This window comes from Variovorax restrictus, from assembly GCF_051216715.1.
Taxonomy (GTDB): domain Bacteria; phylum Pseudomonadota; class Gammaproteobacteria; order Burkholderiales; family Burkholderiaceae_C; genus Variovorax.
Map to the genome: position 1 here is coordinate 2369033 of NZ_JBPJZH010000001.1, position 25700 is coordinate 2394732.

Here is a 25700-nt window from a genome sequence, read left to right on the forward strand (position 1 = left end):
ATGCCGCTGCTCGATGCGGTCAAGGGTGTGGCGTGCGTGCTGATCGTCGGCCATCACCTGGCGCGCTAGGGTCCCATGGCCGACAGCGCGTCGGCGCTGGCGCCATCGTTCTTCGGCTGGCTGGCACAGCACGGCCGGCTGGCCGTGCAGATCTTCCTGGTGCTTGCGGGCTTTCTGGCGGCGAGCAGCCTCGCACCGAACGGTGTGCTGCGCGTGGATCGGCCGATGGCGCGGGTGGCCCGCCGCTATGGACGGCTCGTCATGCCCTACCTGGCCGCGCTGTCCTGCAGCGTCGTCGTCGCTGCGCTGGTGCGCCCGTGGCTCAACGACGAGGCGGTGCCCGATGCCCCGGTGATCGCGCAGCTCATCGCCCATGCGCTGCTCCTGCAGGATCTTTTGGGCTACGACGCGCTGTCAACCGGCGTCTGGTATGTGGCCATCGACTTCCAGCTCTTCGTGCTCGCGCTGGCGGCGTTTTGGTGGGTGCGTTGGTGCGAGCGACGCTGGAAGGTCGATGCGGCGCGTGCGCGTTGGCTGGCCGTCGCGCTGGTGCTGGGGCTCGTGGCCGCGTCGCTCGCGGTCTTCAACCGCGATCCGTCGCTCGACGACACCGCGCTCTACTTCTTCGGTGCCTACGGTCTCGGCATGCTCGTCTTCTGGATCGGCCGCGCCACGCGTGACAGCACCTGGCGGCTGGCCGCGCTCACGCTCGCGCTGCTCGGAGCGGGTGGGCTGGCGATCGACTGGCGCAGCCGCATCGCGGTCGCGCTGGTGGCGGCATTGGCCATTGCCGTGGCGCAGCGCCGGCAGTGGCTGCGGCCTACGGGTTGGCCGGCCTTGTGGCAGCCGCTGGTGCAGCTCGGCGAGATGTCCTATTCGCTGTTTCTGATCCACTTTCCAGTGATCCTGCTGGTCAACACGGTCGTCCAACGCTGGTGGCCGGACCAGGCGTGGCCGGCGCTGTGGGGCATGGGCTTCACGGTCGCGCTGTCGCTGGCAGCGGGCCTGTTGCTGTACCGACAGGTGGAGATGCGCGCGGCCTCGTGGAAGGCGGTGCTGACGCTCTTTGCCGGCCTGCTCGCGTGCGGCGCGCTGAGCGCGGCGTGATGCGCCGCCGCTGGCGGCCCCTCGCATGAACCACATGCCCTGAACTTGCGCGGCCGCAAGCGGCAGAAATCGATCTCCGTTAGACTTCATGAAGTTTCAGGAAATACTGAAAACTCAAAAGCCCACACGATGACCTCGTCTTCTTCCGATCCTGCAGCGGCTCCCGGGCCGTCGACCGCCAGCCTGCGCCGCCTGGCAGCGCCGGGGTGGGGCAGTCTGGTGCAAGGCGGCGCCGCGCTCGTCTGGTTGCCGCAAGCGGCGTTGTTGGCATGGGCGGTCCAGCGGCTAGGCGCTGGCGAGGGCATCGACGCCGTGCTGATGCCGGCGCTGGGCATCGTCGCACTGGGTGCGCTGCGCGCCGCCTGCGAGGCCTGGGGCGCGCGCCGCATCTTCCGCAACGTGCGCGGGCAGCTGTCGGCGTTGCGCGCGCAGGTCGCCGCCGCGCTGGCCGCGCGCTCGCCGCTCGACATGGCGCGGCCCGCGTCCGGACAGGCCGCGAGCGTGATCGCCGAGCAGGCCGAGGCCGTGCTGCCGTACCTGGTGCGCTACCAGCCGGCGCGTTGGCGCGCGATGCTGGTGCCGATCTTCATCCTGGTCGCGGTGGCCTGCTTTTCGTGGATCGCCGCACTCATCCTGCTGGTGGCCGCACCGCTCATTCCGCTCTTCATGGCCATCGTGGGCTGGCGCGCGCAGGCGGCGAGCCAGGAGCAGATGGTCGAGATGGGCGCGATGAACGCCTTCCTGCTCGATCGGCTGCGCGGCCTCGCGACGCTTCGTGCGCTCGGCGCGGTGGATGCCACCGCGCACCGCCTCGGTGATGTCGCGCAGTCGCTGCGCCGCCGCACCATGGCCGTATTGCGCATTGCCTTTCTCTCGTCCGCGGTGCTCGAGCTGTTCGCCGCGCTGGGCGTGGCGATGGTCGCGGTGTACATCGGCTTCCACCTGCTCGGCACGCTGGAATTCGGCAGCTGGGGCCGTCGGCTGACCTTGGGCGAGGGGCTGTTCGTGCTGCTACTCGCGCCGGCTTTCTTCGAGCCGCTGCGTGAGCTGTCGGGCGTGTGGCACGACCGTGCCGCCGGCGAGGCGGCCCTGGATGCGCTCGATGCCTTGGCCAAGGCCGGCCTGCCGATGCCGGGTCGCGCGAATGCGCAGGCACCGACGATCGTGCGACGCGGTGCGCCATCGGTGCGCATCCACAACCTGCACTTCGCGCACCGCGGCGAGGCCGCATTGTTCGACGGCTTCGACCTGCACGTGGCGCCGGGCGAGCACATCGCGCTCACCGGTCCGAGCGGCGCGGGCAAGACGGCCTTGCTGAGCCTGATGGCCGGCCTCATGCCCGCTGCGTCGGGCGACATCGCCATCGGTGGCGTGTCGCTGAACGACGAAACCGCGCCGGCGCTGCGTCGACGCATCGGCTGGATGGGCCAGCGCCCGCACGTCTTCGCGGCGTCGGTGCACGACAACGTGGCCATGGGGCGTGTCGGCGTTCAGGGCGACGAGGTGGCGCAGGCCATGCGCGACGCCGGCCTCGGCGACGTGGCGCAGGCGCGGCCTGCCACGGCGCTGGGCGAGGGCGGTGGCGGCCTGTCGGGCGGCGAACTCGTGCGGCTGGCGCTGGCCCGGCTGGCGGTGCAGCCCGAGGCCGACCTGTGGCTGGTCGACGAGCCGACCGCCCACCTTGACACCGACACCGCCGAGCGCGTGGTCGACGCATTGCTGCGGCTGGCGCAAGGCAGGACGCTGATCGTGGTAACCCACGACCCCCTCCTGGCCGCGCGCATGCAGCGTGTGGTGCGGCTCGGCGACGCACCGGCCGTGATGGTGCGGGAGGCTGCATGACACGCGCCCGCCATCACCGTCTGCACGAACTGCGCACCGTGCTGCGTCCCTTCATCGCCACCGCGCCGCGGCGCCTCGCCCTGGGTGCGGCGCTCGGTGCGCTCACCGTGCTGATGGGCATGGCGCTGCTGGGGCTGTCGGGCTGGTTCATCACGGCGACGGCGCTCGCCGGGCTGAGCGCCACGACGGCCATGCTGTTCGACGTCTTCATGCCGTCCGCCGGGATCCGGCTGCTGGCGCTGGGCCGCACCGGCGCGCGCTACGGCGAGCGCCTGGTGACGCACGACGCCACCTTCGCCGCACTGGCCGACCTGCGCGAACGGCTGTTCCGTGGATGGGCGCAGCCCGAGGCCGCACGCGCGCTGATGGCGCGGCCGGCCCGGCTGTTGTTCCGCCTGACGGCCGACATCGACGCACTCGAATCGCTGTACCTGCGCCTGGGTGTGCCGGCCATCGCGGCGCTCGGTGCCGCGCTGCTGGCCGGCGTGGTGACGGGTTTTATGAACCTGTGGCTGGGCGTTGCGCTGACGGCCTGGCTGCTGGCCTCAGGCTGGGGCATCGCGCTGTGGCTCACGCGGCAGGCGCGCCCGCATGCGATGCACCGCGCCCAGGCCAACGAGCTGCTGCGCGCACGCGCGGTCGACCTGGTGTCGGGCCAGACCGAACTCGCGATGGCCGGCCGGCTCGATGCGCAGCGCGACGCGCTCGCCGCCGCCGACCAGCGCCTGGCGCGCGCCGAGCTGGCGCTCAACCGGCTCGATGTGCGCGCGGGTGCCATCTACAGCATGGCCGGCACGCTGACGCTCGTCGCCGTGCTGCTGGCCGTCGGCGCGCTGGTGGGCAAGGGCGCCATCGGCGCACCGGCGGCCGCGCTGGCGCTGCTGGTGGCGCTGACCGCCACCGAACCCTTCGCGGCGCTGCGCCGCGGCGCGCTCGAAGCCGGGCGCACCTGGCTCGCCGTGCACCGGCTGGCGCCGCGCATGGCCGACACGTCGGTACCTGTCGCGCGCGATGCAACGGGCCCTGAGGTGTCGCTGCACGACGTGCATGCCACCCATGCCGGCAGCGCTGCACCGGCGCTGCAAGGCATCTCGCTGCGCATCGCGGCGGGCGAGCGCGTCGCGCTGGTCGGGCCGAGCGGCGCCGGCAAGTCCACTTTGCTGGCCGTGCTGGCCGGCGAGATCGCACCGACGCAGGGCGACGTGCACGTGCCGCCACACTGCCTGCTGACGCAGCGCTCCGAAGTCTTCCAGGACAGCCTGCGCGACAACCTGCGCCTGGCCGATCCTTCCGCCGACGATGCGTGCCTGTGGTCGGTGCTCGAGGCCGCGGGCCTCGCGGGCGAGGTGCGCGCCACGTCGGGCGGCCTCGACACCCTGCTCGGCGAAGGCGGCCTGGGCCTCTCCGGCGGCCAGTTGCGCCGCCTGGCGCTGGCGCGGCTGATGCTGCGCGACGCGCCCTTTTGGCTGCTCGACGAGGCGACCGAAGCGGTGGACACTGTCACCGCCCACGACGTGCTGCGCCGCGTGGCGGCCCGCGCCGACGGCCGCACGCTTCTGATCGCCACCCATCTGCGCCGCGAGGCCGCGCTGGCCGATCGGCTGATCCGCATCGACCACGGCCGCCTGGTGGCCGACCTGCATCGCGGCACACCGGCCTTCGACGCCGCGCTGCGCGCGCTGCGCCCCGATTGACGTCAGACCGAAGAAGAAAGCAAAGGAACTCCCATGGACCTCGACATCGTTGCCCTCTCGCGATTGCAGTTCGCGCTGACGGCGCTCTACCACTTCCTCTTCGTGCCGCTCACGATCGGGCTGGCCGTGATCCTCGCGATCATGGAGACGGTCTATGTCATGACCGGCCGCACCGTCTGGCGCGACATGACGAAATTCTGGGGCGTGCTCTTCGGCATCAACTTCGCGATGGGCGTGGCCACCGGCATCGTCATGGAGTTCCAGTTCGGCATGAACTGGAGCTACTACAGCCACTACGTCGGCGACATCTTCGGTGCGCCGCTGGCCATCGAAGGGCTGATGGCCTTCTTCCTCGAAGCCACCTTCGTCGGCCTGTTCTTCTTCGGCTGGGACAAGCTCAGCAAGGTCGGCCATTTGATGACGACCTGGGCGGTGGCCATCGGCTCCAACCTGTCGGCGCTGTGGATCCTGATCGCCAACGGCTGGATGCAGAACCCGGTCGGCTCGGCCTTCAACCCGCAGACCATGCGCATGGAGGTGACCGACTTCTTCGCAGTGCTGACCAACCCGGTGGCGCAGGCCAAGTTCGTCCACACCGTGTCGGCCGGCTACACGGTGGCCGCCATCTTCGTGCTGGGCGTGTCGGCCTGGTACCTGCTCAAGGGCCGGCATGTGCAACTGGCCAAGCGCTCGATGACCGTGGCCGCCTCCTTCGGCCTGGCCGCATCGCTGTCGGTGGTGGTGCTGGGCGACGAGAGCGGCTACCTGTCGACCGAGCACCAGAAGATGAAGCTGGCGTCGATCGAAGCGATGTGGAAGACCGAGCCCGCACCGGCTGCGTTCACCGTCTTCGGTTTCCCGGATCAGGAAGCGCGCGAAACGCACTACGCCATCCACATCCCCGCGGTGATGGGCCTGATCGGCACGCGTTCGCTCAACACCGAAATCCCCGGCATCGAAGACTTGGTCAAGCTCGCCGAGCAGCGCATCAAGGACGGCATCAAGGCCTACGACGCGCTGCAGACCATCCGTGCAGCCGGCAGCGATGCTGCCGTGCCCGCCGCGGCCCGCGAAGCCTTCGAGCGCGACGGCCGTTCGATGGGCTACGCGCTGCTGCTCAAGCGCTATGTCGACGACCCGCGCCAGGCCACGCCCGAGCAGATCGCCAAGGCGGCGTGGGACACCGTGCCGGCGGTGGCGCCGCTGTACTGGTCGTTCCGCATCATGGTCGCGCTGGGCATGTTCTTCATCGTGCTGACGGCCACCTTCTTCGTGCTGTCGGTGCGCCGCCGGCTCGACGCGCACCGCTGGCTGCTCAAGGTCGCCGTGTTCGCGATCCCGCTGCCGTGGATCGCCGCCGAGGCCGGCTGGATCGTGGCCGAGGTCGGCCGCCAGCCGTGGGTGATCGAAGGCGTGCTGCCGACGGCAGTGGCCGTGTCCAGCCTGGGCGCGACCACGCTGCTCATCACCATCGCGGGCTTCACGCTCATCTACACGGTGCTGTTCGTCATCGAGATGAAGCTGATGCTCAAGGCCATCCGCAAGGGCCCCGCCGACCATCCGGTGCCGCCGCCCGCGGTGTACCGCGCCGAAGCGGCACCCGAACTGCACGCGCCTGGACGCGCCCCGCTGACCGCCGCCGACTGACCTGGAGCACGACATGATCCTTCACGACCTCCTCACCTACGAAACCCTCCGCCTGATCTGGTGGCTGCTGCTCGGCGTGCTGCTGATCGGCTTCGCCGTGACCGACGGCTTCGACCTCGGCACCGGCATCCTGCTGCCCTTCGCGGGGCGCAACGATGTCGAGCGCCGCGTCATCATCAACAGCATCGGCCCGGTGTGGGAAGGCAACCAGGTCTGGCTGATCCTGGGCGGCGGGGCGATCTTCGCGGCCTGGCCGCAGCTCTACGCCGTGTCCTTCTCGGGCTTCTACCTGGCGATGTTCGCCATCCTCGTGGCGCTGATCCTGCGTCCGGTGGCCTTCAAGTTCCGCAGCAAGCGTGAAGACCCCACCTGGCGCGCGCGCTGGGACGCGGTGCTCTTCTTCAGTGGCTTCGTGCCCGCGCTGATCTTCGGCGTGGCCATGGGCAACGTGCTGCGCGGCGTGCCGTTCCGCTTCTCGGACGACATGCACATCTTCTACGACGGCACCTTCTTCGGCCTGCTCAACCCCTTCGCCGTGCTCTGCGGCCTGGTATCGGTCGCAATGCTCGTGATGCACGGCGCGACCTGGCTGCAGCTCAAGACGCACGGCCCCGTGGCCGACAGCGTGCGCACCTACGGCAGCGTGGCCGCCATCGCGACGGTGGTGCTCTATGCGCTGGCGGGCTACGCGATGTGGCGCTGGATTGACGGCTACCAGGTGACCAGCGTGCAGTCGGTCGATGGCCCGTCCAACCCGATGCTCAAGACCGCCGTGGTGCAGCAGGGCGCCTGGTTCGCCAACTACGCGGCACGCCCGTGGATGTGGGCTGCGCCTGCGCTGGGCTTCGTCGGTGCGCTCGTCGCGCTGCTGGGCCTGCAGCTGCGCCGCGAGGTGCTGGCCGTGCTGGCGAGCGCGCTGTCGATCGCCGGCATCATCCTGAGCGTGGGCGCCTCGATGTTCCCGTTCATCCTGCCCTCGTCGATCGACCCGCGTGCCAGCCTCACCGTGTGGGACTCGTCATCGAGCCACCTCACGCTGTTCATCATGCTGGTCGTGACCGTCATCTTCATCCCGCTCATCGTGGCCTACACGAGCTGGGTCTACCACGTGCTGTGGGGCAAGGTCGACGCCGACGCGATCCGCGACGAGCGCGGCCACGCCTACTGACACGATCAAAGCAACAAGGAATCGATCATGTGGTACTTCGCCTGGATCCTGGGGCTGCCGCTGGCAGCGACCTTCGCGGTGCTCAACGCGATGTGGTACGAGCTGATGGAAGACGACGCCATTCGGCGGGATAAGCTGGAGAAGCCTTGATGTGGCGTTCGTTCCGGCTCGCTGACGGGGCATCCGATGCCGTGAGCCATCTCGTCAAGTAATAGCTTGGAAATACTCGAATGATGGATTGGGTCCCGATAGTCTTCGTCACGTTCAAGGTTCTCGTGTTCGGCACGGGAATGTTCTTCGCCATCAAGTGGCACTATGAGCGAGCGAAGAAGGGGAAGGAGGAGAAGCGCACGGTGCTCCGCGCGAGCGGCAAGGTCGCCGCCGTCTTCGTGCTATCGCTCCTGGGCCTCTCGCTCCTTACCTTCGGCCTGAGCAGGATGCTCGGTTTGGACTTGACCTTCCAGTGAAGGCAACAAATGGTCGGCCGATGTCCGAGTGCCGCCAAAACCAGCCATCTGGTTGTTCACTTGAATGAACTCCGTCACCCCTGATCGGGGGGCCGGACTTGTCAGTTTGTACGTTTCGCTGCCGCGCCAGCCTGCTCCAACTGCTCGACAAACCCGTCGAAGGCATCTAACAAGGGCTGGAACCGCGCCGCACCGCCTTCCAGTTGGCACAAGGCGTAGCAGGTCGCCTCCAGCGTGGACAGTTGTTCAGGCCCATGGGCTTTGCGGATACGGTAGTGCGAAGGCGGCAGGTTGCGCAGGGCCAAGCGGGGCAACTGTTGCAGTGGCGGGCTTTGGTAGAGCATCTTTCGGCTTTTGCGCCAGGTGCCGTCCAGCACGACAAGGCGCAGGCGCGACGGGGATTGCAGCCACTCGGGCGGCAGCGGGGGTGGGACCCGCAGGTCGGGGGGTGCATCTTGCAGACTGTCCGGGTACAGCAGCAGCGTGTGCTTGCCGTCCACCGGCCAGACCGGCGCGGCAAATGCCTCACCCACCACCAAGCGGCAGTGCGTCAAGCTGAGGTGCAGCAGGCGGGCACTGCCTTTGGCCTGGTGTACCTCCAATGGGTGCTGCAGCACCAGGACCTCCACTGCGTGGGCAGTGGGCGCGACCCAGCGGCAAATGCAGGCGCTGAGCGGGCGCAAGCACGCTGTGCACTGGGGGCGTGCGACCAAAGCGGCGGACAGGGCTGGATTCAATTCAGCGTGACTGGCTAAACATGCGTGCAAGGGGATGTCTCTCAGCTTTGGCGCGGCGTCACGAAATCACCCCGCCTTCTTCTTGTCCTTCCCGCCCCCCGTCAACCGGTCCTTGAGCCCCAGCACCTTCGTCACCGTCGCCCCCATCCCCATCAACTGCATGGCCGTCTCGGGCGCCAGGCGCTGCACATCGTCGAACCACTTCATCAGCCGGTCGATCAGGTCGTGCATCTCGCGCATGCGTTCCTGCGCATGGCGTTCGGCATCGTTGGTCGGTTCTTCGAGCAGGGCGCCGCGCAGCATCGAGAGCGTGGGTTCGATCTCGCGGCGGCGACGCTCTTCGGCGAGCACGCGGAAGATCTCCCAGACGTCGGAAGGGGCCTCGAAGTACTCGCGGCGGTCACCGGGCTGGTGGCGCAGGCGCACGAGGCGCCAGGCCTGCAGTTCCTTCAGGCCCATGCTCACGTTGGAGCGCGAAAAGGCGAGCAGCTCGGCGATCTCGTCGGCGTTGAGGGCGCGCTCCGAAATGAAGATCAACGCGTAGATCTGTCCGACGGTGCGGTTGATGCCCCACTTGCTGCCCATCTCGCCGAAGTGGGCGACGAACTGGCGGTTGAGGGGCGGGAGTTCAGGGAGGGAGGCGGGCATGCGCCCATTGTCCTCCCGCTACCGGAGTTTCAGGAATGGCTGAAGACCACTGCCTAGCAACGTGCCTTGCCATTTATGCGCCCCCGGCGTGCTGAAGTGGCCGAAGCATGTCATGCGTGTCATGGGCCATCACCGCTAGAAAAGCGACCAGCCCGAGGTAGTAGAGGCCGTAAGCGACCCGCGTTTCGAGGGAGGCGGCGTAGTAGGCCTTGTGCACGGGATCGTTCGCTTCGTATCGCCACGCCTTGACGACCTGCGGGAGCGCAAGGATCACCATCAAGACCAGCAACGGGCTGGGTTGCCAGAGGAAAAGGGCGCCGAGCACCGGCACGCCGAGCAGCCAGATCCGCGGTGTGAGCACAGCGGTGATCCGGCCACCGTCGAAGGGCGACAGCGGCACCAGGTTGAAGAGGTTGAGGAAGAAACCTGCATAGGACAGCGCCAGCAGCCAGTCGCGGCCGGTCGCCCGAGCGGCGAAGTAGCAGGCCAGCGCGCCGATGCTGCCCAGAAGCGGCCCCGCCAAGCCGATCCAGGCTTCGGTTTCGACATCGCGCGGTTGCTCCTTGAGCTCGATCCAGGCGCCGACGAAAGGAATGAAGGTCGGGGCGCCGACCTTGAGCCCACGCTGTCGTGCCGCCAGGAAATGGCCCATCTCATGGACGAAGATGAGACCGACGAAACCAGCCGCATAGCGCCAGCCGTACACGAAGGCATAGGCGACCACCGACAGCAGCATCGAGCCGCCAGATACCAGCACCTTCCCGAGCTTGCCTGCGCTCAGAAGGAGGAGCAGGAACTTCATCGCCTCAGCCGCGGGGCGCTTGCGGTCCCTCTTCGATGGGAGGCGATGCGGCCGATGCCTCAGCGCCGATGGCCGGCTTCTGCTTCTTGAAGGCCTTGGTGATGCCCCACAGGGCTGCACCGCCCGCTATCAGGAGCACCTTGGCGAACTTGGCCGCGAAGGCGAGGACGATGGCAAGCAGGCCGAGCTTCTTGGCAGCGACGCCCGCCACCAATGCCGCCAGACCGTAGGCGGCGACCTTGTCGGTGGACTGATTGAAGTCCGCATACTTCTTGCCGTCGTCGTAGTTCAGGGCGCCCAGAAGCCGAAGCGCATCGGGTTTGTAGGTCGCGAGTTCGCTGGCACCGGTGACGAGGTTGAGGCTGATGTAGCCGTCGCGACCCAGCGCATAGGTGTTGTAGTTGATGCCTTGGTCATCGGCACTGGCGCTTCCCTTGCGCTGAGAGGTCACGGACCAGACCAGGCGGTGCGTCGAGGCGTCGTAGGCCGGCTTCTGGGCCCAGCCGGTGACTTCGATTTCCGGAATGCCTCGCTCGGCGCGGTCCTTGTTCGATGCGGCCGTGCCTTCGCGCAGGCTCTTGAGCAGGTCGTCGGCATTCCAGTCCTTGGCGTCGTCGTCCTTGATGTAGCCCTCCTTGACGAACTTCAGCACGGCGAACCAGTTCGCATCGTCCTTCGGGAAAACGGCGCCTATGAAGCTGTCGTCGACCCGGTTGCCCATGCTGCGCATCAGTTGAGCCGCTGCGGGTGTCGGCACCCAGATGTAGCCAGCGGGCAGCTGGAGATGGGCCTGGTTGCGCAGGGGGATGTCGGCGGGGCCCTCCTTCTGCGCGGTGCGTGCCGCACTGATCGCGGCCTCGCGTTCGGTGGCCAGCGCGCCGCTGGATGCGGGTTCGGCCGCATGCACGGTGACGGCGCACCAAAGTAGAAGGCCCGCTGCAATGCGGGTGAAATATCGGTCCATGACGCTCCCTCGGTTGTTATCGATTTTTTTAACCGCGAGAGTCTAGCGAGCCAGCGGCCATGGCCGGCATGTCGGCCGCAACGGAAGGTCCGAAGCGACGACTATTTCCAGGGCGTCGGCGCCGGCACTTCGGCGGCCGGCTCGCAGTCGACGCTCTTGAAGTCGGCCGGCGAGACGATCTCCAGGTATTCCATGTCGGGCGAGTAGTCGAACAGGTAGTGGCGGATGCCCGGGCGCTGGTGCACCACGTCGCCGGCCTCGACGAGGGTTTCCTTGTCCTCGTACATGAACTTGGCCCAGCCCTTGGTCATGATGACGATCTGAAAATCGGCCTCGTGCTTGTGCCAGCCGGTGCCGGTTTCGGGCGCCATGTTGGCCTTGACCAGGTGGGCGATGACCTTGCCGTTGGTGGCTTGGGCGACGCCGAGGTCGCGGTACAGGAAGAAGTCGCGCAGTCCGCCGGACACGAACTCGGTGTCGCCGGGCTTCACGTGGGAGAACTGGGTGGCAGTGCGATCCAGCATGGGCTATCTCCTTCAGGTGGTGGGGATGCTGCGCCGCACCACGCATAAAGCATGCCCAGGGCGTTCACGCCCGGGCCGCAGACCTCCGTCAGCCGACCTCGGCGATCAGCTCGATCTCGACGCAGCATCCCATCGGGATCTGCGCCACGCCGAAGGCGCTGCGTGCGTGCGTCCCCTTGTCGGCGCCGAACACTTCGGCCAGCAACTCGCTCGCGCCGTTAGTCACCAGGTGCTGTTCGGTGAAGGTGAGGGTCGAATTGACCAGACTCATCACTTTCACGATGCGGGTGATCTTGTTCAGGTCGCCGGTGGCCGCGTGCAGCGTGCCGAGCAGGTCGACAGCAACCGCACGGGCGGCCAACTTGCCTTCTTCGGTCGTGATGTTCTCACCGAGTTTGCCGACCCAGGGCTTGCCGTCCTTCTTCGCGACATGGCCCGACAGGAAAACCAGGTTGCCGGTCTTGGCGAAAGGCACATAGGCCGCGGCGGGCACCGAGACGGGCGGCAGTTCGATGCCGAGTTGGGTCAGTTTGTCGTAAACGCTCATGGAAATCGCTCCGGATGAAAAGTGTCCGAGGTTAACGGACACGCGGCGGCTCGGCGCGCGATCAGGATGGCGATTGCGATTGCGATTGCGATTGCGATTGGCTTTGCGATGGCGATGGCGAACCGCCGGCCGGGGGCGCCGCAGCGGCCGCCCCGCCCCGCAGTTCCTCGAGCGGACGCACCGTGACACCGACATCGAGCGTGTGGCGCGCGCCGCCGTGCAGCACGCCGCGCATCGGCGACACGTCGGCGTAGTCACGGCCGATGGCGAGCGTGACGTAGTCCTCACCGGGCTGGCGGCCGTTGGTCGGGTCGAAGTCGGCCCAGTCGCCGGGGCCCTCGGCGCCCGGCAGGTAGACCGACATCCAGGCATGCGAGGCATCGGCGCCCACCAGCCGCGGCTGGCCGGGTGGCGGCTGCGTCAGGAGGTAGCCGCTGACATAGCGCGCCGGCAGGCCCATGGTGCGGAAGCAGGCGATGAGGATGTGCGCGAAGTCCTGGCACACGCCCTTGCGTTGCGCCAGGGCTTCGACGGCGGGTGTGCTGATCTCGGTGCTCCCGGCGTCGTAGTCGAAGTCGCGGTACATGCGCTCCATCAGGTCGGTGGCGACGTCGAAGGTCGGTCGGCAGGGCGCGAAGCTGGCCCGCGCATAGGTGGCGAAGTCGTCGTGGCGCGGCACGTAGCGCGACGGGAAGACGAAGTCCGATGCCGCATCGAAACGCGAGCCCTTGCGGTAGCGGAAGCGCTCGCGCACCTCTTCCCAGGGCATCTCGCGCGCGATGCTGGCGGCCAGCGTGGGCACCGAGGTCTCGACCACGCTTTCGGCCGTGACCACCAGTTCCTCGTGCGTCGATTCGAGCGCGAAGAAAGCGCGGGTGTTGCCGTACAGGTCGGATGATTCGCTGCGCTGCGCCGGCGCGGGCGAGATCGACAGCGCATGGCTCACCAGCCGCTGCGACGGCGTCTCGCGCGGCTTGAGGTGCGCCAGGTGCTGGGCCGTTTCGACCGGCGGCGTGTAGTCGTAGCGCGTTTCGTGGGTGACGTGCAGCAGCATCGTTAGACCCCCACCGAGCGCAGTGATTCGGACGTGAGGGTGAAGTAGCGTGTGCCGATCGCGTCGGACACGTGGTAAGCCGCGCTCTCGCAGTATTCGAAGAGCTGGACCAGTGCAGGGTACTTGCCGTCGGCATCGGCCTCGCAGAGGTTCTCCAGCGTCCACATGGACGGGTCGGGCAGCTCGTACGACAGGGCCGTGAGCTTGCCCGGCGCACTGCCGGCAAGCCGCGCGATGCGCCCACGCAGCGTTTGCGTCACCCAGGCCAGCGAGCGCGGGTTGTCGCCGTCGAGCACCAGCAGGTCGACCAGCGTGGCGACATCGCGGCGCTGCTGGTAGCGCGCATGGAAGGTGATGGTGCTGTCGAACAGCGCGACCACGGCCTCGAAGCCGTTGACCTCGTGCACCGCGCCGCCTTTGAAGGCCGCGGCCAGCGCGCTCGACAGAAACGCCAGCCGCTCGATATGGCGGCCGATGGACAGCAGCCGCCAGGCGTCGTCGCGCGTCATCCGGTCGGTCTGGGCACCGGTCATGGCCGACAGCGCGGCGCTGGCTGCTTCGAGCGACTGCAGTGCCGCGCCGGCGGCGAAGCTGCCTTCGCGCTCTTCGCCGGCCTGCTCGGCCATGCGGCGCAGGAAGTCGTCCTCGGCGCGCACGATCTGGTTCCAGTGGTCCTGCGACAGCCGCTCGCGCACGGCCGCAGCGGCCTGTCGCACGCAGCGCAGGTTGTAGCCCACGCTGCCGCCGGTCTCGACGTTGCCGAGGTCGGCGATCAGCGCGCGTTCGAACACGCGGCGGGCCTTGGTGCCGATCGGCACCTCGGGCGCGATCAGCGTATTGCGCGTGGACAGCCCGTGCAGCCACTCGAGCAGCGGGCGCGACGAGGGCTCTTCGCCGCCGAGGCGGTCGAGCACCAGGCGCGCCAGGCGCACGGCGTTCTCGGCGCGCTCGGTGTAGCGGCCGAGCCAGAACATGTTCTCGGCCGCGCGGCTGGTGACCGGCGCGCGGTGTCGCGCCAGCGAGGCCGGCGTGGCGTGCGGCTGCAGCAGCGTGGTGCGGTCGACGGTGCCGTGCGTCTGCACCCAGACGTCGGCACTGCTGCCGCCGCGCTGCATCGAGGCGATCTGCGCATCCGCACCGGCCAGCCGCGCCAGCCCGCCGGGCAGCACTCGCCAGGACTGCGGGCCGTCGCTCACGGCGAACACACGCAACATCACCGCGCGCGGCGCGATGTGGCCACGGCCGAAGTTCGGCGCCCAGGTCGGCATCTGCGACAGCGGCAGGTAGCTCTGCACCGTGTGCTCGTCGCCTTGCCGCACGATGCGGCCGGCCCATTCGTCGAGCTCGCGCCGGCTCATGCGGCTGCCCAGTACGGCCTCGAAGCTGGTGTGCGAGTCGTAGCCGGGATAGGTCGCCTTGATGGCGCAGTCGCTCAATTGCGGCAGCGCCGATTCGAGCGCCGCGCGCTCACCGCACCACCAGGTCGGCAGCGCGGGCAGCTGCAGCTTCTCGCCGATGAGGCGCCGCGCCAGCGCGGGCAAAAAGCCCAGCAGCGCCGGCGATTCGAGAAAGGCCGAGCCGGGCATGTTGGCGACCAGCAGGTTGCCGGCGCGTATCGCCTGCAGCAGGCCGGGCACGCCCAGCGTGGAATCGGGCCGCAGCTCGAGCGGGTCGAGGAACTGGTCGTCGAGCCGCTTGATGAGCCCGTGCACCGGCCGCAGGCCCTGCAGCGTCTTGAGGTAGACGCGCTGGTCGCGCACCGTCAGGTCGTTGCCCTCGACCAGCGTGACGCCGAGGTAGCGCGCCAGGTAGGCGTGCTCGAAGTAGGTTTCGTTGTAGGGGCCGGGGGTGAGCAGGGCGATGTGCGGCGGCGAGCCGGCCGGGCACATGCGCTGCAGGCCTTCCATCATGGCGCTGTAGGTGGCCGCGAGGCGCTGCACCTGCAGTTCCTCGAAGGCCTGCGGGAACTGCCGCGACACGGCCAGGCGGTTTTCCAGCAGGTAGCCCAGGCCCGAGGGGGCCTGCGTGCGCTGCGACACCACCCACCAGTTGCCGTCGGGGCCACGCGCCAGGTCGAAGGCCGCGATGTGCAGCCAGGTGTCGCCGGGCGGCTTCACGCCGTGCATCGGGCGAAGGTAGCCGGGGTGGCCGCGCACCAGCGCATCGGGCAGCAGGCCTTCGGCCAGCAGTTGCTGCGGACCGTACACGTCGGCCATCACCCGGTCGAGCACGCGCACGCGCTGCAGCACGCCGGCTTCGATCTGTGTCCAGCTCTCAGGCGAGACGATCAGGGGGAACAGGTCGAGCGACCAGGGCCGCTGCGGCCCGTCGGCATCGGCGTAGACGTTGTACGTCACGCCGTTGTCGCGGATCTGCCGCTCCAGGTTGATGGCGCGCCGTGGCAGGTCGGTGAAGCCGCCGCTGCCCAGATGCTCGAAGAAGCGGGCCCAGGGGGGCGTCAGCGCTGTGGTGGTGGCCGCCGGGGCCGGTGATTCGAGGGGCGCGGGTGGCGGGAGCGCCGCGTCGTGCAGGGGTGCGCCGGCCGGCGCGGGCTGCTGACGAGACACCCCCGCTGGCGTGACGGCGCCACGCAGTTCGTCGAAATGACCAGGCGCGGCCGGCGGCGCCAGCGCCGAGGCCAGCGCGGCGGGGGATTCGAGCGACTGCGCGCCGAAAAGGGAGTCGTTCAACGGTTCCACGGTGCGCCGATTGTCACACCGCGGTCACGCGCGCACGGCAACCGCCGCACGACAAAGCACCGGCGTCTGCGCAATGCGGCCGCGTGGGCCGCCTCATCGGCGCAGGTCGAGGGTGAACGGGAACTCGCGGCTGCCGGCCAGTTCGATCGTGGCCGGCGGAACCTTCATCAGGCCCGGCGTATGGCCCATGCGGGTGAAGCGCGCCATGCGTCGGCTCTCGGCCTCGTAGGCGTTGACCGGGAAGGTGTCGTAGTTGCGTCCGCCCGGGTGGGCGACGAAGTACTGGCAACCGCCCAGCGAGCGCTTCATCCAGGTGTCGACGATGTCGAAGGTCAGCGGCGCGTGCGCGCCGATGCTCGGGTGCAGCGCCGACGGCGGGTTCCAGGCCTTGTAGCGCACGCCGGCGACGAATTCGCCCACCGTGCCGGTGGGCTGCAGCGGCAGCACCTTGCCGTTGACCGTGATGACGTGACGGCTTTCGTTCAGGCCGGTCACGCGCACCTCGATGCGTTCGAGCGACGAGTCGACATAGCGCACCGTGCCGCCGGCCGAGCCTTCCTCGCCCATCACGTGCCACGGTTCGAGCGCGTTGCGCAGCGACAGTTCGACGCCCATCGCCTGCACCTGGCCGACCAGCGGGAAGCGGAATTCGAGGTGCGGCGCGAACCAGTTCGGGTCGAAGGGGAAGCCGGCCTGGCGCATCTCGCTGATGACGTCCTCGAAGTCCATCTTGACGAAGGTCGGCAGCAGGAAGCGGTCGTGCAGCTCGGTGCCCCAGCGGGTGGCTGGCGCCTTGTACGGTTCGTCCCAGAAGCGCGCGATGAAGGCGCGCAGCAGCAGCTGTTGCGCGATGCTCATGCGTGCGTGCGGTGGCATCTCGAAGGCGCGCAGTTCCAGCAGGCCGAGGCGTCCGGTGGACGAGTCGGGCGAGTACAGCTTGTCGATGCAGAACTCGCTGCGGTGCGTGTTGCCGGTCACGTCGACCAGGATGTTGCGCAGCGTGCGGTCGACCAGCCAGGCGGGCATGTTGGCGCCGTAGATCTCGCGGTTCTTGGCGATCTCCTTGAGCGCGATCTCCAGCTCGTAGACCTGGTCGTTGCGGGCTTCGTCGACACGGGGCGCCTGGCTCGTCGGGCCGATGAACATGCCCGAGAACAGGTAGCTCAGCGACGGGTGGTTGTGCCAGTACAGCAGCAGGCTGGCCAGCAGCTCGGGGCGGCGCAGGAAGGGGCTGTCGTTGGGCGTGGCGCCACCCATCACGAAGTGGTTGCCGCCGCCGGTGCCGGTGTGGCGGCCGTCGGTCATGAACTTCTCAGCCGACAGGCGCGTCTCGAAGGCCGCGTCGTACAGGAACTCGGTGTGGGCGACCAGTTCCTTCCAGTTGTTGGCCGGGTGGATGTTGACTTCGATGACGCCCGGATCGGGCGTGACGGCCAGCATCTTCAGGCGCGGATCGCGCGGCGGCGGGTAGCCTTCCATCACGATCTGCAGGCCGAGCTGTTGCGCGGTGGCCTCGATGGCCGCGACCAGGTCGAGGTAGTCCTCCAGGCGGCGCAGCGGCGGCATGAAGACGTAGAGCACGCCCGACGAGTTGCCGACCTTCTCGGCCGCCGGCCCGTTGGCGCGGCGCGGGTCGCGCACCTCGACGCACAGCGCGGTACGGGTGATCCAGTGGGCCGACTCGCCGCGGCGCGGCTGGCGCGGCGTGGTGGGGTCGGTGTCGTCCGCTGACGCTGCGCCCGGGCCTGTCGGGGCGCTGGTCGCCGTCGCCGTGCCGGGGCCCTGCATGCGCAGGGCGGCCGGCGTCTGGGGCGGCGTGCCGAAGGCGTAGGGCACGGCGCCCAGGTCGTCCTTCGGGCCGGTCGGCAGGCCGGCGTAGCGCGTGCGGTAGTCGGCGTAGTTCGGCAGGTCGCCCAACGGCGCGGTCGGGTCGCGGTCGACGAGATACGGGTAGTCGCCCTTGCTGGCCCACGGCTGCGAGTCGAGCGGCAGGCGGTAGCCCATGGGCGAGTCGCCGGGGATCAGGTACATGCGGTCGTCGCGCAGGAACCAGGGGCCGGTCTTCCAGCCTGGGCCTTCGAGCGCGGGCGCGTCGCGGTCGGCGTTGCTCGGCTCGATCGGCAGCATGTAGCCGATGACGGCGTCGAGCTTCTGCGTGAACACGCGGCGCAGGCGCACGCGTTCCATCTCGTCGTCGAGCTTGGAGTCGAAGGGGTCGACGTTGACCGGCAGGCGGCGCTCGCGCCAGAGGTAGTAGTACGTGTCTTCGTAGCCGGGCTGGATGTAGCGCTCGGTCAGGCCGAGGCGATGCGCCAGCACGGTGGTGAAGCGGCGCGCGTCTTCGCTCGTGTAGTGCGTGGGCACGCGCTCGTCGGCGAAGAGTTCGGGGTTGTGCCAGATGGTCTGGCCGTCGGCGCGCCAGAAGATCGACAGCGCCCAGCGCGGCAGCTGCTCGCCCGGGTACCACTTGCCCTGCCCGAAGTGCAGGAAGCCGCCGTTGCCGTATTCGGCGCGCAGCTTCTGCACGAGTTCGGTGGCGTAGCCGCGCTTGGTCGGGCCCAGCGCATCGGTGTTCCATTCGGCGGCGTCGCGGTCGCTGGTGGCCACGTAGGTCGGCTCGCCGCCCATCGTCAGGCGCACGTCGCCGGCGGCCAGCCGCTTGTCGACGGCGTCGCCCAGGGCCAGCACCTCGGCCCACTGCTCGTCGGTGTAGGGCTTGGTGACGCGTGGCGATTCGTGGATGCGGGTGACGACCATCTCGTGGCCGAACTCGACCTCGGCGTCGTCGACCACGCCTTCGATCGGCGCGGCGCTCGAAGGCGTAGGCGTGCAGGCCAGCGGGATGTGACCTTCGCCGGCCAGCAGGCCCGAGGTGGCATCCAGCCCGATCCAGCCGGCGCCGGGCAGGTAGACCTCGCACCAGGCGTGCAGGTCGGTGAAGTCGACCGTCGTGCCGCTCGGGCCGTCGAGTGCCTTCACGTCCGGCGTGAGCTGAATCAGGTAGCCCGAGACGAAGCGCGCGGCAAGACCCATGTGGCGCAGCAGTTGCACCAGCAGCCAGCCCGAATCGCGGCAGGAGCCGCTGCCGTTGGTGAGCGTTTCTTCCGGCGTCTGCACACCGGGCTCCATGCGGATGAGGTAGTCGACGTCGCCCTGCACCTGCTGGTTGATGCCCACCAGGAAGTCGATGGTGCGCTTCTCGGTGCGGTCGATCTTGTCGAGGTAGGCCTGCACCAGCGGCGTCGGCGGTTCGACCACCAGGTAGGGCGCGAGCTCGTCGGCCTGCTCGGCCGTGTACTTGAAGGGGAAGTTCTCGGCCTGCGGCTCGAGGAAGAAGTCGAAGGGGTTGTAGACCGCCATCTCGACCACGAGGTCGACCGTGACTTTGAATTCGCGCGTCTTCTCGGGGAACACCAGGCGGGCCTGGTAGTTCGCGAACGGGTCCTGCTGCCAGTTGATGAAGTGCTGCTCGGGCTCGATGCGCAGCGAGTACGAAATGACGTTGCTGCGGCAGTGAGGCGCCGGGCGCAGGCGAACCACCTGCGGGCCGAGCTGCACCGGACGGTCGTACTTGTAGTGGGTGACGTGGTGAAGTGCGGCGTGAATGGACATCGGTTTTTCTCGGAGCGGCGACAGGTCTCGGGTGAGACGCATACTAGCCCACCGGCGAAGCAATTAACGCGCCACGAAAAGCGTGTAGGGGAGGGTCGGTGGCATGGATCAGGGAGCGATTTCTTGAGGGCGCAGCACGCGTTGCGCGGCTGGGCGCCTTTCGTGGCAATGGCCGGCGCGATCGTGGGCGCCGCCTTGCAGTTGCAGCAGGCGGCGCTGTGGCCGGCTTGGCGCTATGGGATGTTGGCCGGGACGGCGAGCCTGGCGCTGTACGCCGTGTGGCGCACGCGCCATCACGGTCGAGGCGCGCTGGCGGCGCTGCTGGTGGTCGCGGCGCTCGCCAGCGCCGGCTTCACGGGGTGGCGCGCGGCTCGCTATGCCAGTGAGGCATTGGACCCATCGCTCGAGGGCCGCGACCTCCAGGTGACCGGCGTGATCGCCCAGATGCCGCAGCACGATGAGAGCGGCACGCGCTTCCGGTTGGATGTCGAGTCGGCGCAATGGGCCGGCGGCGCGGCCGGCGAGCCAGCGCCGCCACGCGTGCCGCGCCGCATCGCGCTGGGCTGGTACGCCGAGGGCACCGGCCTGTGGGGCCGGGGTGCGGAGGAGGCGGTCGCACTGCCGCCGATGCGGCGCCCCGCCGCGCTGCACGCCGGCGAACTCTGGCGCTTGACCGTCCGCCTCAAGGCGCCGCACGGCAACCTCAACCCGCATGGGTTTGATCAAGAGCTGCAGCTGTGGGAGCAGGGCGTGCAGGCGACCGGCTACGTGCGCACCGGCGCCCGCGATGCGCCGCCGGAACGCGTCGCCGTCACCTGGCAGCGACCGATCGAGCGCGCCCGCGAAGCGGTGCGCGACGCGGTCTTCGAGCGCGTGACCGACCGGCGCCTGGCCGGCGTGATCGCCGCGCTGGTGACCGGCGACCAGGGCGCCATCGACCGCGCCGACTGGGACGTCTACCGCGCGACAGGCGTCGCCCATCTGATGGCGATATCGGGCGTGCACATCACCATGTTCGCGTGGCTCGCGGCCCTGCTCGTCGGCGCGCTGTGGCGGCGCAGCACGCGGCTGATGTTGTTCTGGCCCGCCCAGCAGGCCGCGCTGGCAGGCGGGGTGATGTTGGCGGCGCTGTACGCGCTTTTCAGCGGCTGGGGCGTGCCTTCGCAGCGCACGGTGTGGATGCTCGCGACCGTCGCGTTGCTGCGCATCGCCGGGCGTCGCTGGCCCTGGCCCTGCGTCTGGCTGCTGGCTTGTGCGGTGGTCGTCGCGGTCGACCCCTGGTCCTTGATGCAGGCCGGCTTCTGGCTCAGCTTCGTCGCGGTCGCGGCGCTGTTCGCGACCGATGCCATGGCCGAGGCCGGCCAGCCGCTCACCTTTCGCCGCCGCCTCGGCCGGCTGGCGCGCGAGCAGGCCGTCGTCACGCTGGCGCTCACGCCGCTGACCCTGCTGCTGTTTCAGCAGGTGTCGGTGGTCGGGCTGATCGCCAATGCGCTGGCCATCCCCTGGGTCACGCTGGTCGTCACGCCGCTGGCCATGCTCGGCGCGTTGCTGCCGTGGGCCTGGGATGCGGCGGCGTGGGCGGTGCAGGGCCTGTCGTGGTGGCTGCAGTGGCTCGCGGCGTGGCCGTTCGCGACCGTGTCGACGGCGGCACCGCCGTTGTGGGCGGCGGTCGGTGGCGTGGCGGGCGGTGTGCTGCTGGCGATGCGGCTGCCGTGGTCGATGCGCGTGCTGGGCCTGCCGCTGTTGTTGCCCGTGGTTCTATGGCAAGCGCCACGCCCGCCTGTCGGTGAGTTCGAGCTGCTGGCTGCCGATATCGGCCAGGGCAATGCGGTGCTGGTGCGCACCGCCAGCCACACGCTGCTGTATGACGCCGGCCCCCGCTACAGCCTGGAGAGCGATGCCGGCCACCGCGTGCTGGTGCCGCTGCTGCGCGCACTGGGCGAGCGCCTCGACACCGTCGTGCTGAGCCACCGCGACAGCGACCACACCGGCGGCGCTGCGGCGGTGCTGGCCATGCAGCCACAGGCCGCGCTGCTCAGTTCGATCGAGGCGGGCCATCCGCTGCAGGCGCTCCGTCCGGTGCAGCGCTGCATCGCCGGCCAGCGCTGGAGCTGGGACGGTGTCGAGATCGAGGTGCTGCACCCGGTGGCGGCGGACTACGACGTCGCATCGGCCAAGGCCAACACCGTTTCCTGCGTGCTGCGCATCGGCAACGGGCGGGCGACGGCGCTGCTGGCCGGCGACATCGAGCGCGCGCAGGAGGCCGCGCTCGTCGCCCGTAGCGCCGACGGTGCCCTGCGCGCCGACGTGCTCCTGGTCCCGCACCACGGCAGCAAGACCTCGTCGAGCCCGTCGTTGCTCGATGCGGTCCGGCCGCGGCTGGCGCTGGTGCAGGCCGGGTACCGCAACCGCTTTGGCCACCCGGCGCCGCCGGTGCGCGAGGCCTACGAGGCAAAGGGCACGGCCGTCATCGACAGCCCGCATTGCGGCGCAGCCCGATGGTCGAGCGATGCGCCGCAGGCGGTGCGCTGCGAACGCGAGGCACGGCAGCGCTACTGGCACCACCGCGTTCCGTGAGCCGTAGGGCGGCGACCCGGGTTTTCCCTTGAAAAGTTTCGCCTGTAGAAACTTTTTCAGCTTTGCTTGACGGGTGAAAGGCGCGCCGCGTTCAATGGCACACGGCTCCGCGGTGTTCCGCGGAACGAAACAAGAGACAACATGCCTGGAAGAATGCGCACCCCTGCCTCCATGCTTGCCCAGCGGGCCGTGGAGCCCACGTCGTCGGTCGAGCGCGCCTGTCGCATCCTGCGCGCGCTGTCCGACCCCGGCGTCACCCGCCTGACCGACATCGCCGTCGCCACCGGCCTCGACAAGACGACGGTGCTGCGCGTGATCGAGGTGCTGATGCACGATGGCTTCGTCGTGCGCGACCCGCAGAGCAAGCACTACAGCCTCGGCGCCGAGCTGCTGGTGCTGGGCGCCGCCGCGCTGGCCCGCTTCGACCCGCGCCCGCTGGTGCGGCCCGCGCTGCTGCGGCTCACCGGCCAGTTCGAGGACAGCGTGATCCTCTCGATCCCGAGCGGCATCGAATCGCTCTGCGTCGACGTGGAAGAGGGCCGCTACCCGATCCGCGCGAACTACCTCGCCATCGGCAGCCGCCGCCCGCTGGGCGTGGGCGCCGGCAGCCTGGCGCTGCTGGCCTGGATGCCCGAGGCCGAACGGCAGGCCGCGCTGGCGGTGATCGCGCCGCAGCTGCAGCGCTATCCGCGCATCACCGCGCAACTGCTCGAAGACCATGCCCGCGAGGCGCGCGAGCGTGGCTACGCGGTGCTGCTCGACGTGGTGATCGAGCGCATGGGCGGCATCGCGGTGCCGATCCTCGGGGCCGACGGCCGGCCGGTCGCAGCCATCAGCATCGCGGCGCTCAACGATCGCATCAGCTCGCGCGAAGCCGAGCTGGCGCAGGCGCTGCGGCGCGAGGCCGCGACCTGCGAGGTGCTGTGGAGCCGTGCGGCCCACACCGGCGGTGCCGCGGCCGTCACGCGACGCGGGCGGGTGCACTGATGGCGGCGCAACCCACCACCGCGTGGATCACTGGCGTCGGCGGCACCGCCTTCGGTCGCCACGAAGGGCAGGGCGCGCTCGATCTGATGGCGCAAGCCGCGCAGCAGGCCTTGCAAAACGCCGGCCTGAAGCGCGCGGACATCGACGGCGTGCTGTGCGGCTATGCGACCACGCTGCCGCACCTGATGCTCTCCACGTTGTTCTGCGAGCGCTTCTCGCTCGATCCGGCCTACGCGCACAGCCTGCAGCTGGGCGGCGCGACGGGCGCGGCGATGCTCATGCTGGCGCGCGAGCTGGTGCGCAGCGGTCGCTGCCGCCATATGCTCGTGGTGGCCGGCGAGAACCGTCTGAGTGGCCAGTCGCGCGACAGCGCCATCCAGACGCTGGCGCAGGTCGGCGACCCCGACTACGAAGTACCCAACGGGGCGTCGGTGCCGGCCTACTACGGCCTGATGGCCTCACGCTACCTGCACGAGACCGGCACGACCGAAGCGGATCTCGCCGAGTTCGCCGTGCTGATGCGCGCCAACGCGGCCCGCCACCCCGGCGCGCACCTCACCGCGCCGATCACGGTGGCCGACGTGCTGGCGTCCAAACCGATCGCCGCGCCGCTCAAGCTGATGGACTGCTGCCCGATCTCCGACGGGGCGATGGCGCTGGTGGTCTCGGCCGCACCGGGCGACGGCCCGCGCGTCGCGATGACCGGCGCCGGGCAGGCGCACCGCCACCAGCACCTGAGTGCGATGGCCGACGTGATGCAGTGCGGCGCCGCCATCGCGGCGCAGCGCGCCTTTGCCGATGCCGGGCTGCGCGTGGCCGACATCGACCACCTCGGCATCTACGACTCCTTCACGATCACGCTGACCATGCTGCTCGAGGAGATCGGCTTCGCCCCGCGCGGCGGGGCGGCCCAGCGCCTGCGCAACGGCGACTTCGCGCCGCGCGGCCCGTTGCCGCTGAACACCCACGGCGGCCTGCTGTCCTTTGGCCATTGCGGCGTGGCGGGCGGCATGGCGCACACCGTGGAGGCGTTCCGGCAGATGACCGGCCAGGCCGACGCGCGCCAGGTCGCGAAGCCGCGCCATGCCTTCGTTCATGCCGATGGCGGCGTGATGTCTTCGCATGTGAGCCTGATCCTTTCGCAGGAGCCTTCGCCATGACCGAACCGCTGGCCGACTCCGCCGCCGTCACCTCCGCGAGCGCGCTCGCAGCGCCCTTCGTCGACGGCTTGGCGCGGCACGAACTGCGCTTCCAGCGCTGCACCGCGTGCGGCACGGCGCACACGCTGGCGCGCTACGCCTGCGCGCATTGCGGCAGCGAAACGCTGGTGTGGGAAACGGCCCGCGGCACGGCCACGCTGCATGCGGTGACCGTGGTGTCGCGCGCGCCGTCCGATGCCTTCCGTGCGCTCGCGCCCTACACGCTGGTCATCGCCCAACTCGACGAAGGCCCGCGCCTGATGGCGCATGCCGAGCCGGGCGTGCGCATCGGCGACCGCGTGGCGGCCGGCTTCTTCGCGCACGCCGGCCGCACGCTGGTCCGCTTTTCACCTGCCACCGGGTAGCGCCAGCCGCATCGGGGCATCCGTCAACGAGAACAAAACGACTGGAGACAAAGACATGCATGCGATCCGCTTTCCCTCACGCCGCCACCTGCTCGCCGCCGCAGGTGCCGCGCTGTGCCTTGCTGTGCCCGCTTTCGCACACGCGCAGGCCTATCCGACCAAGCCGGTCAAGCTGGTGGTGCCGTACCCGCCAGGCGGGCCGACCGACATCGTGGCGCGGCTGGTCGCGCAAAAGCTCTCGGACGCGATGGGCCAGCAGTTCGTCGTCGACAACCGTGCGGGCGCGGGCGGCAACCCCGGTGCCGAGCTGGTGGCGCGCAGCCCGGCCGACGGCTACACGCTGGTGGTCGCGACCACGGCCCACGCCATCAATCCGTCGCTCTTCAAGAACCTCGGCTATTCGCTGTCGAAAGACTTCGCGCCCGTGTCCCAACTGACCAGCGGGCCGCTGGTGATCGTCGCCAACCCGAGCCTGCCGGCGAACAACGTGGCCGAGCTGATCGCGCTGGCCAAGTCCAAGCCGGGCGAGCTGAACTTCGCCTCCTCAGGCAACGGGCAGTCGACGCATCTGTCGGCCGAACTCTTCGCGTCGATGGCCGGCGTGAAGATGAAGCACATCCCGTACAAGGGCAGCGCGCCCGCGCTGACCGACACCATGGGCGGTCAGACGCACCTGATGTTCGACACCATGCTGTCGGCCATGCCGCACGTGAAGGGTGGCAAGCTGAAGGCGCTGGCCGTGACGAGCGCGGCGCGTTCACCGGTCGCGCCCGATGTGCCGACGGTCGCCGAGTCCGGCCTGCCGGGCTATGAAGCCATCGCGTGGAACGGGTTGCTGGCCCCGGCCGGCACGCCACCCGAGGTGCTGGCGCGCCTGAGTGCCGAGCTGAAAAAAGTGCTCGCTGCGCCGGAGGTGAAGGAGAAGTTCGAGGCGCAGGGCTTCGCCGCCAGCTGGAATTCGCCGGAGGACTTCGGCCGCTTCATGACCGCCGAGGTCGACAAGTGGGCCAAGGTCGTGAAAGTCTCAGGCGCGAAAGTCGACTGATGAAAACCACCCCCG

Annotated in this window: 21 protein-coding genes; 12 read left to right on the forward strand and 9 right to left on the reverse strand. The window is 69.3% G+C overall.

The window, feature by feature from the left end; genetic code table 11:
• Positions 1–75: 75 nt before the first annotated feature.
• The 7 genes from ACSFA0_RS11165 to ACSFA0_RS11195 all read left to right on the forward strand — a co-directional run bounded on the left by ACSFA0_RS11165 (position 76) and on the right by ACSFA0_RS11195 (position 7925).
• Complete coding sequence (locus tag ACSFA0_RS11165; RefSeq protein WP_435450250.1) at positions 76–1107, forward strand: acyltransferase family protein; 1032 nt, start codon at positions 76–78, stop codon at positions 1105–1107.
• Between the two features lie 129 nt (positions 1108–1236).
• Positions 1237–2949 (forward strand): thiol reductant ABC exporter subunit CydD, encoded by a 1713-nt coding sequence (gene cydD, locus ACSFA0_RS11170; RefSeq protein WP_435450251.1) that lies wholly within the window; start codon positions 1237–1239, stop codon positions 2947–2949.
• On the forward strand, positions 2946–4643 hold the full coding sequence (locus ACSFA0_RS11175) for an amino acid ABC transporter ATP-binding/permease protein (RefSeq protein WP_435450252.1): 1698 nt from the start codon (positions 2946–2948) through the stop codon (positions 4641–4643). Before cydD ends, ACSFA0_RS11175 begins: the two co-directional genes overlap by 4 nt.
• Positions 4644–4676: 33 nt before the next feature.
• Positions 4677–6290, forward strand: a complete 1614-nt coding sequence (locus tag ACSFA0_RS11180; protein WP_435450253.1) for a cytochrome ubiquinol oxidase subunit I — start codon at positions 4677–4679, stop codon at positions 6288–6290.
• A 13-nt stretch (positions 6291–6303) separates the two neighbouring features.
• Positions 6304–7458 carry a cytochrome d ubiquinol oxidase subunit II gene (gene cydB, locus ACSFA0_RS11185; RefSeq protein ID WP_435450254.1) on the forward strand — a complete coding sequence of 385 codons (1155 nt, stop codon included), beginning with the start codon at positions 6304–6306 and terminating at the stop codon, positions 7456–7458.
• Between the two features lie 27 nt (positions 7459–7485).
• Entirely contained in the window at positions 7486–7608 is a 123-nt protein-coding gene (cydX, locus tag ACSFA0_RS11190) for a cytochrome bd-I oxidase subunit CydX (protein ID WP_435450255.1), read from the forward strand.
• Positions 7609–7688: 80 nt separating this feature from the next.
• Complete coding sequence (locus ACSFA0_RS11195; protein WP_435450256.1) at positions 7689–7925, forward strand: hypothetical protein; 237 nt, start codon at positions 7689–7691, stop codon at positions 7923–7925.
• 101 nt (positions 7926–8026) lie between these two features.
• Here ACSFA0_RS11195 and ACSFA0_RS11200 read toward each other — a convergent pair whose 3' ends face one another.
• From ACSFA0_RS11200 to ACSFA0_RS11240, 9 genes are all read right to left on the reverse strand, one after another.
• Complete coding sequence (locus tag ACSFA0_RS11200) at positions 8027–8650, reverse strand: tRNA-uridine aminocarboxypropyltransferase (protein ID WP_435450950.1); 624 nt, start codon at positions 8648–8650, stop codon at positions 8027–8029.
• Positions 8651–8728: 78 nt separating this feature from the next.
• Positions 8729–9310 carry a GbsR/MarR family transcriptional regulator gene (locus ACSFA0_RS11205; RefSeq protein ID WP_435450257.1) on the reverse strand — a complete coding sequence of 194 codons (582 nt, stop codon included), beginning with the start codon at positions 9308–9310 and terminating at the stop codon, positions 8729–8731.
• A 73-nt stretch (positions 9311–9383) separates the two neighbouring features.
• Positions 9384–10112: a site-2 protease family protein gene (locus tag ACSFA0_RS11210; protein WP_435450258.1), complete on the reverse strand. Its 729-nt coding sequence runs from the start codon at positions 10110–10112 to the stop codon at positions 9384–9386.
• 4 nt (positions 10113–10116) lie between these two features.
• Complete coding sequence (locus tag ACSFA0_RS11215; protein WP_435450259.1) at positions 10117–11076, reverse strand: DUF2167 domain-containing protein; 960 nt, start codon at positions 11074–11076, stop codon at positions 10117–10119.
• Positions 11077–11177: 101 nt separating this feature from the next.
• Positions 11178–11600 (reverse strand): cupin domain-containing protein, encoded by a 423-nt coding sequence (locus tag ACSFA0_RS11220; protein WP_435450260.1) that lies wholly within the window; start codon positions 11598–11600, stop codon positions 11178–11180.
• Positions 11601–11688: 88 nt separating this feature from the next.
• Positions 11689–12147: a RidA family protein gene (locus tag ACSFA0_RS11225; protein WP_435450261.1), complete on the reverse strand. Its 459-nt coding sequence runs from the start codon at positions 12145–12147 to the stop codon at positions 11689–11691.
• Positions 12148–12208: 61 nt separating this feature from the next.
• The gene (locus ACSFA0_RS11230; RefSeq protein WP_435450262.1) at positions 12209–13201 is read right to left on the reverse strand and encodes a transglutaminase family protein; all 993 of its coding nucleotides are present in this window, start codon (positions 13199–13201) and stop codon (positions 12209–12211) included.
• Between the two features lie 2 nt (positions 13202–13203).
• A complete protein-coding gene (locus ACSFA0_RS11235; RefSeq protein ID WP_435450263.1) occupies positions 13204–15900 on the reverse strand; it encodes a circularly permuted type 2 ATP-grasp protein in 2697 nt (898 codons plus the stop codon).
• Positions 15901–15993: 93 nt separating this feature from the next.
• Complete coding sequence (locus ACSFA0_RS11240; protein WP_435450264.1) at positions 15994–19512, reverse strand: transglutaminase family protein; 3519 nt, start codon at positions 19510–19512, stop codon at positions 15994–15996.
• A 168-nt stretch (positions 19513–19680) separates the two neighbouring features.
• On the opposite strand from ACSFA0_RS11240, the gene ACSFA0_RS11245 reads away from it, so the two are divergent.
• From ACSFA0_RS11245 to ACSFA0_RS11265, 5 genes are all read left to right on the forward strand, one after another.
• A complete protein-coding gene (locus tag ACSFA0_RS11245; protein WP_435450951.1) occupies positions 19681–22089 on the forward strand; it encodes a DNA internalization-related competence protein ComEC/Rec2 in 2409 nt (802 codons plus the stop codon).
• Between the two features lie 141 nt (positions 22090–22230).
• The gene (locus ACSFA0_RS11250; RefSeq protein ID WP_435450265.1) at positions 22231–23076 is read left to right on the forward strand and encodes an IclR family transcriptional regulator; all 846 of its coding nucleotides are present in this window, start codon (positions 22231–22233) and stop codon (positions 23074–23076) included.
• Positions 23076–24236, forward strand: a complete 1161-nt coding sequence (locus tag ACSFA0_RS11255) for a thiolase family protein (RefSeq protein ID WP_435450266.1) — start codon at positions 23076–23078, stop codon at positions 24234–24236. Before ACSFA0_RS11250 ends, ACSFA0_RS11255 begins: the two co-directional genes overlap by 1 nt.
• The gene (locus ACSFA0_RS11260) at positions 24233–24640 is read left to right on the forward strand and encodes a Zn-ribbon domain-containing OB-fold protein (RefSeq protein ID WP_435450267.1); all 408 of its coding nucleotides are present in this window, start codon (positions 24233–24235) and stop codon (positions 24638–24640) included. The genes ACSFA0_RS11255 and ACSFA0_RS11260 overlap by 4 nt, the downstream gene beginning before the upstream one ends.
• A 55-nt stretch (positions 24641–24695) precedes the next feature.
• Positions 24696–25685, forward strand: a complete 990-nt coding sequence (locus ACSFA0_RS11265; RefSeq protein ID WP_435450268.1) for a tripartite tricarboxylate transporter substrate binding protein — start codon at positions 24696–24698, stop codon at positions 25683–25685.
• The last annotated feature ends 15 nt before the right edge of the window (positions 25686–25700 follow it).

Bases quoted from the DNA above. Each gene is read 5' to 3' on its own strand.
- ACSFA0_RS11165 (WP_435450250.1), top strand. From the start codon at position 76: ATGGCCGACAGCGCGTCGGCGCTGGCGCCATCGTTCTTCGGCTGGCTG.
- cydD (WP_435450251.1), top strand. From the start codon at position 1,237: ATGACCTCGTCTTCTTCCGATCCTGCAGCGGCTCCCGGGCCGTCGACC.
- ACSFA0_RS11175 (WP_435450252.1), top strand. From the start codon at position 2,946: ATGACACGCGCCCGCCATCACCGTCTGCACGAACTGCGCACCGTGCTG.
- ACSFA0_RS11180 (WP_435450253.1), top strand. From the start codon at position 4,677: ATGGACCTCGACATCGTTGCCCTCTCGCGATTGCAGTTCGCGCTGACG.
- cydB (WP_435450254.1), top strand. From the start codon at position 6,304: ATGATCCTTCACGACCTCCTCACCTACGAAACCCTCCGCCTGATCTGG.
- cydX (WP_435450255.1), top strand. From the start codon at position 7,486: ATGTGGTACTTCGCCTGGATCCTGGGGCTGCCGCTGGCAGCGACCTTC.
- ACSFA0_RS11195 (WP_435450256.1), top strand. From the start codon at position 7,689: ATGATGGATTGGGTCCCGATAGTCTTCGTCACGTTCAAGGTTCTCGTG.
- ACSFA0_RS11205 (WP_435450257.1), bottom strand. From the start codon at position 9,310: ATGCCCGCCTCCCTCCCTGAACTCCCGCCCCTCAACCGCCAGTTCGTC.
- ACSFA0_RS11210 (WP_435450258.1), bottom strand. From the start codon at position 10,112: ATGAAGTTCCTGCTCCTCCTTCTGAGCGCAGGCAAGCTCGGGAAGGTG.
- ACSFA0_RS11215 (WP_435450259.1), bottom strand. From the start codon at position 11,076: ATGGACCGATATTTCACCCGCATTGCAGCGGGCCTTCTACTTTGGTGC.
- ACSFA0_RS11220 (WP_435450260.1), bottom strand. From the start codon at position 11,600: ATGCTGGATCGCACTGCCACCCAGTTCTCCCACGTGAAGCCCGGCGAC.
- ACSFA0_RS11225 (WP_435450261.1), bottom strand. From the start codon at position 12,147: ATGAGCGTTTACGACAAACTGACCCAACTCGGCATCGAACTGCCGCCC.
- ACSFA0_RS11230 (WP_435450262.1), bottom strand. From the start codon at position 13,201: ATGCTGCTGCACGTCACCCACGAAACGCGCTACGACTACACGCCGCCG.
- ACSFA0_RS11240 (WP_435450264.1), bottom strand. From the start codon at position 19,512: ATGTCCATTCACGCCGCACTTCACCACGTCACCCACTACAAGTACGAC.
- ACSFA0_RS11245 (WP_435450951.1), top strand. From the start codon at position 19,681: ATGGCCGGCGCGATCGTGGGCGCCGCCTTGCAGTTGCAGCAGGCGGCG.
- ACSFA0_RS11250 (WP_435450265.1), top strand. From the start codon at position 22,231: ATGCCTGGAAGAATGCGCACCCCTGCCTCCATGCTTGCCCAGCGGGCC.
- ACSFA0_RS11255 (WP_435450266.1), top strand. From the start codon at position 23,076: ATGGCGGCGCAACCCACCACCGCGTGGATCACTGGCGTCGGCGGCACC.
- ACSFA0_RS11260 (WP_435450267.1), top strand. From the start codon at position 24,233: ATGACCGAACCGCTGGCCGACTCCGCCGCCGTCACCTCCGCGAGCGCG.
- ACSFA0_RS11265 (WP_435450268.1), top strand. From the start codon at position 24,696: ATGCATGCGATCCGCTTTCCCTCACGCCGCCACCTGCTCGCCGCCGCA.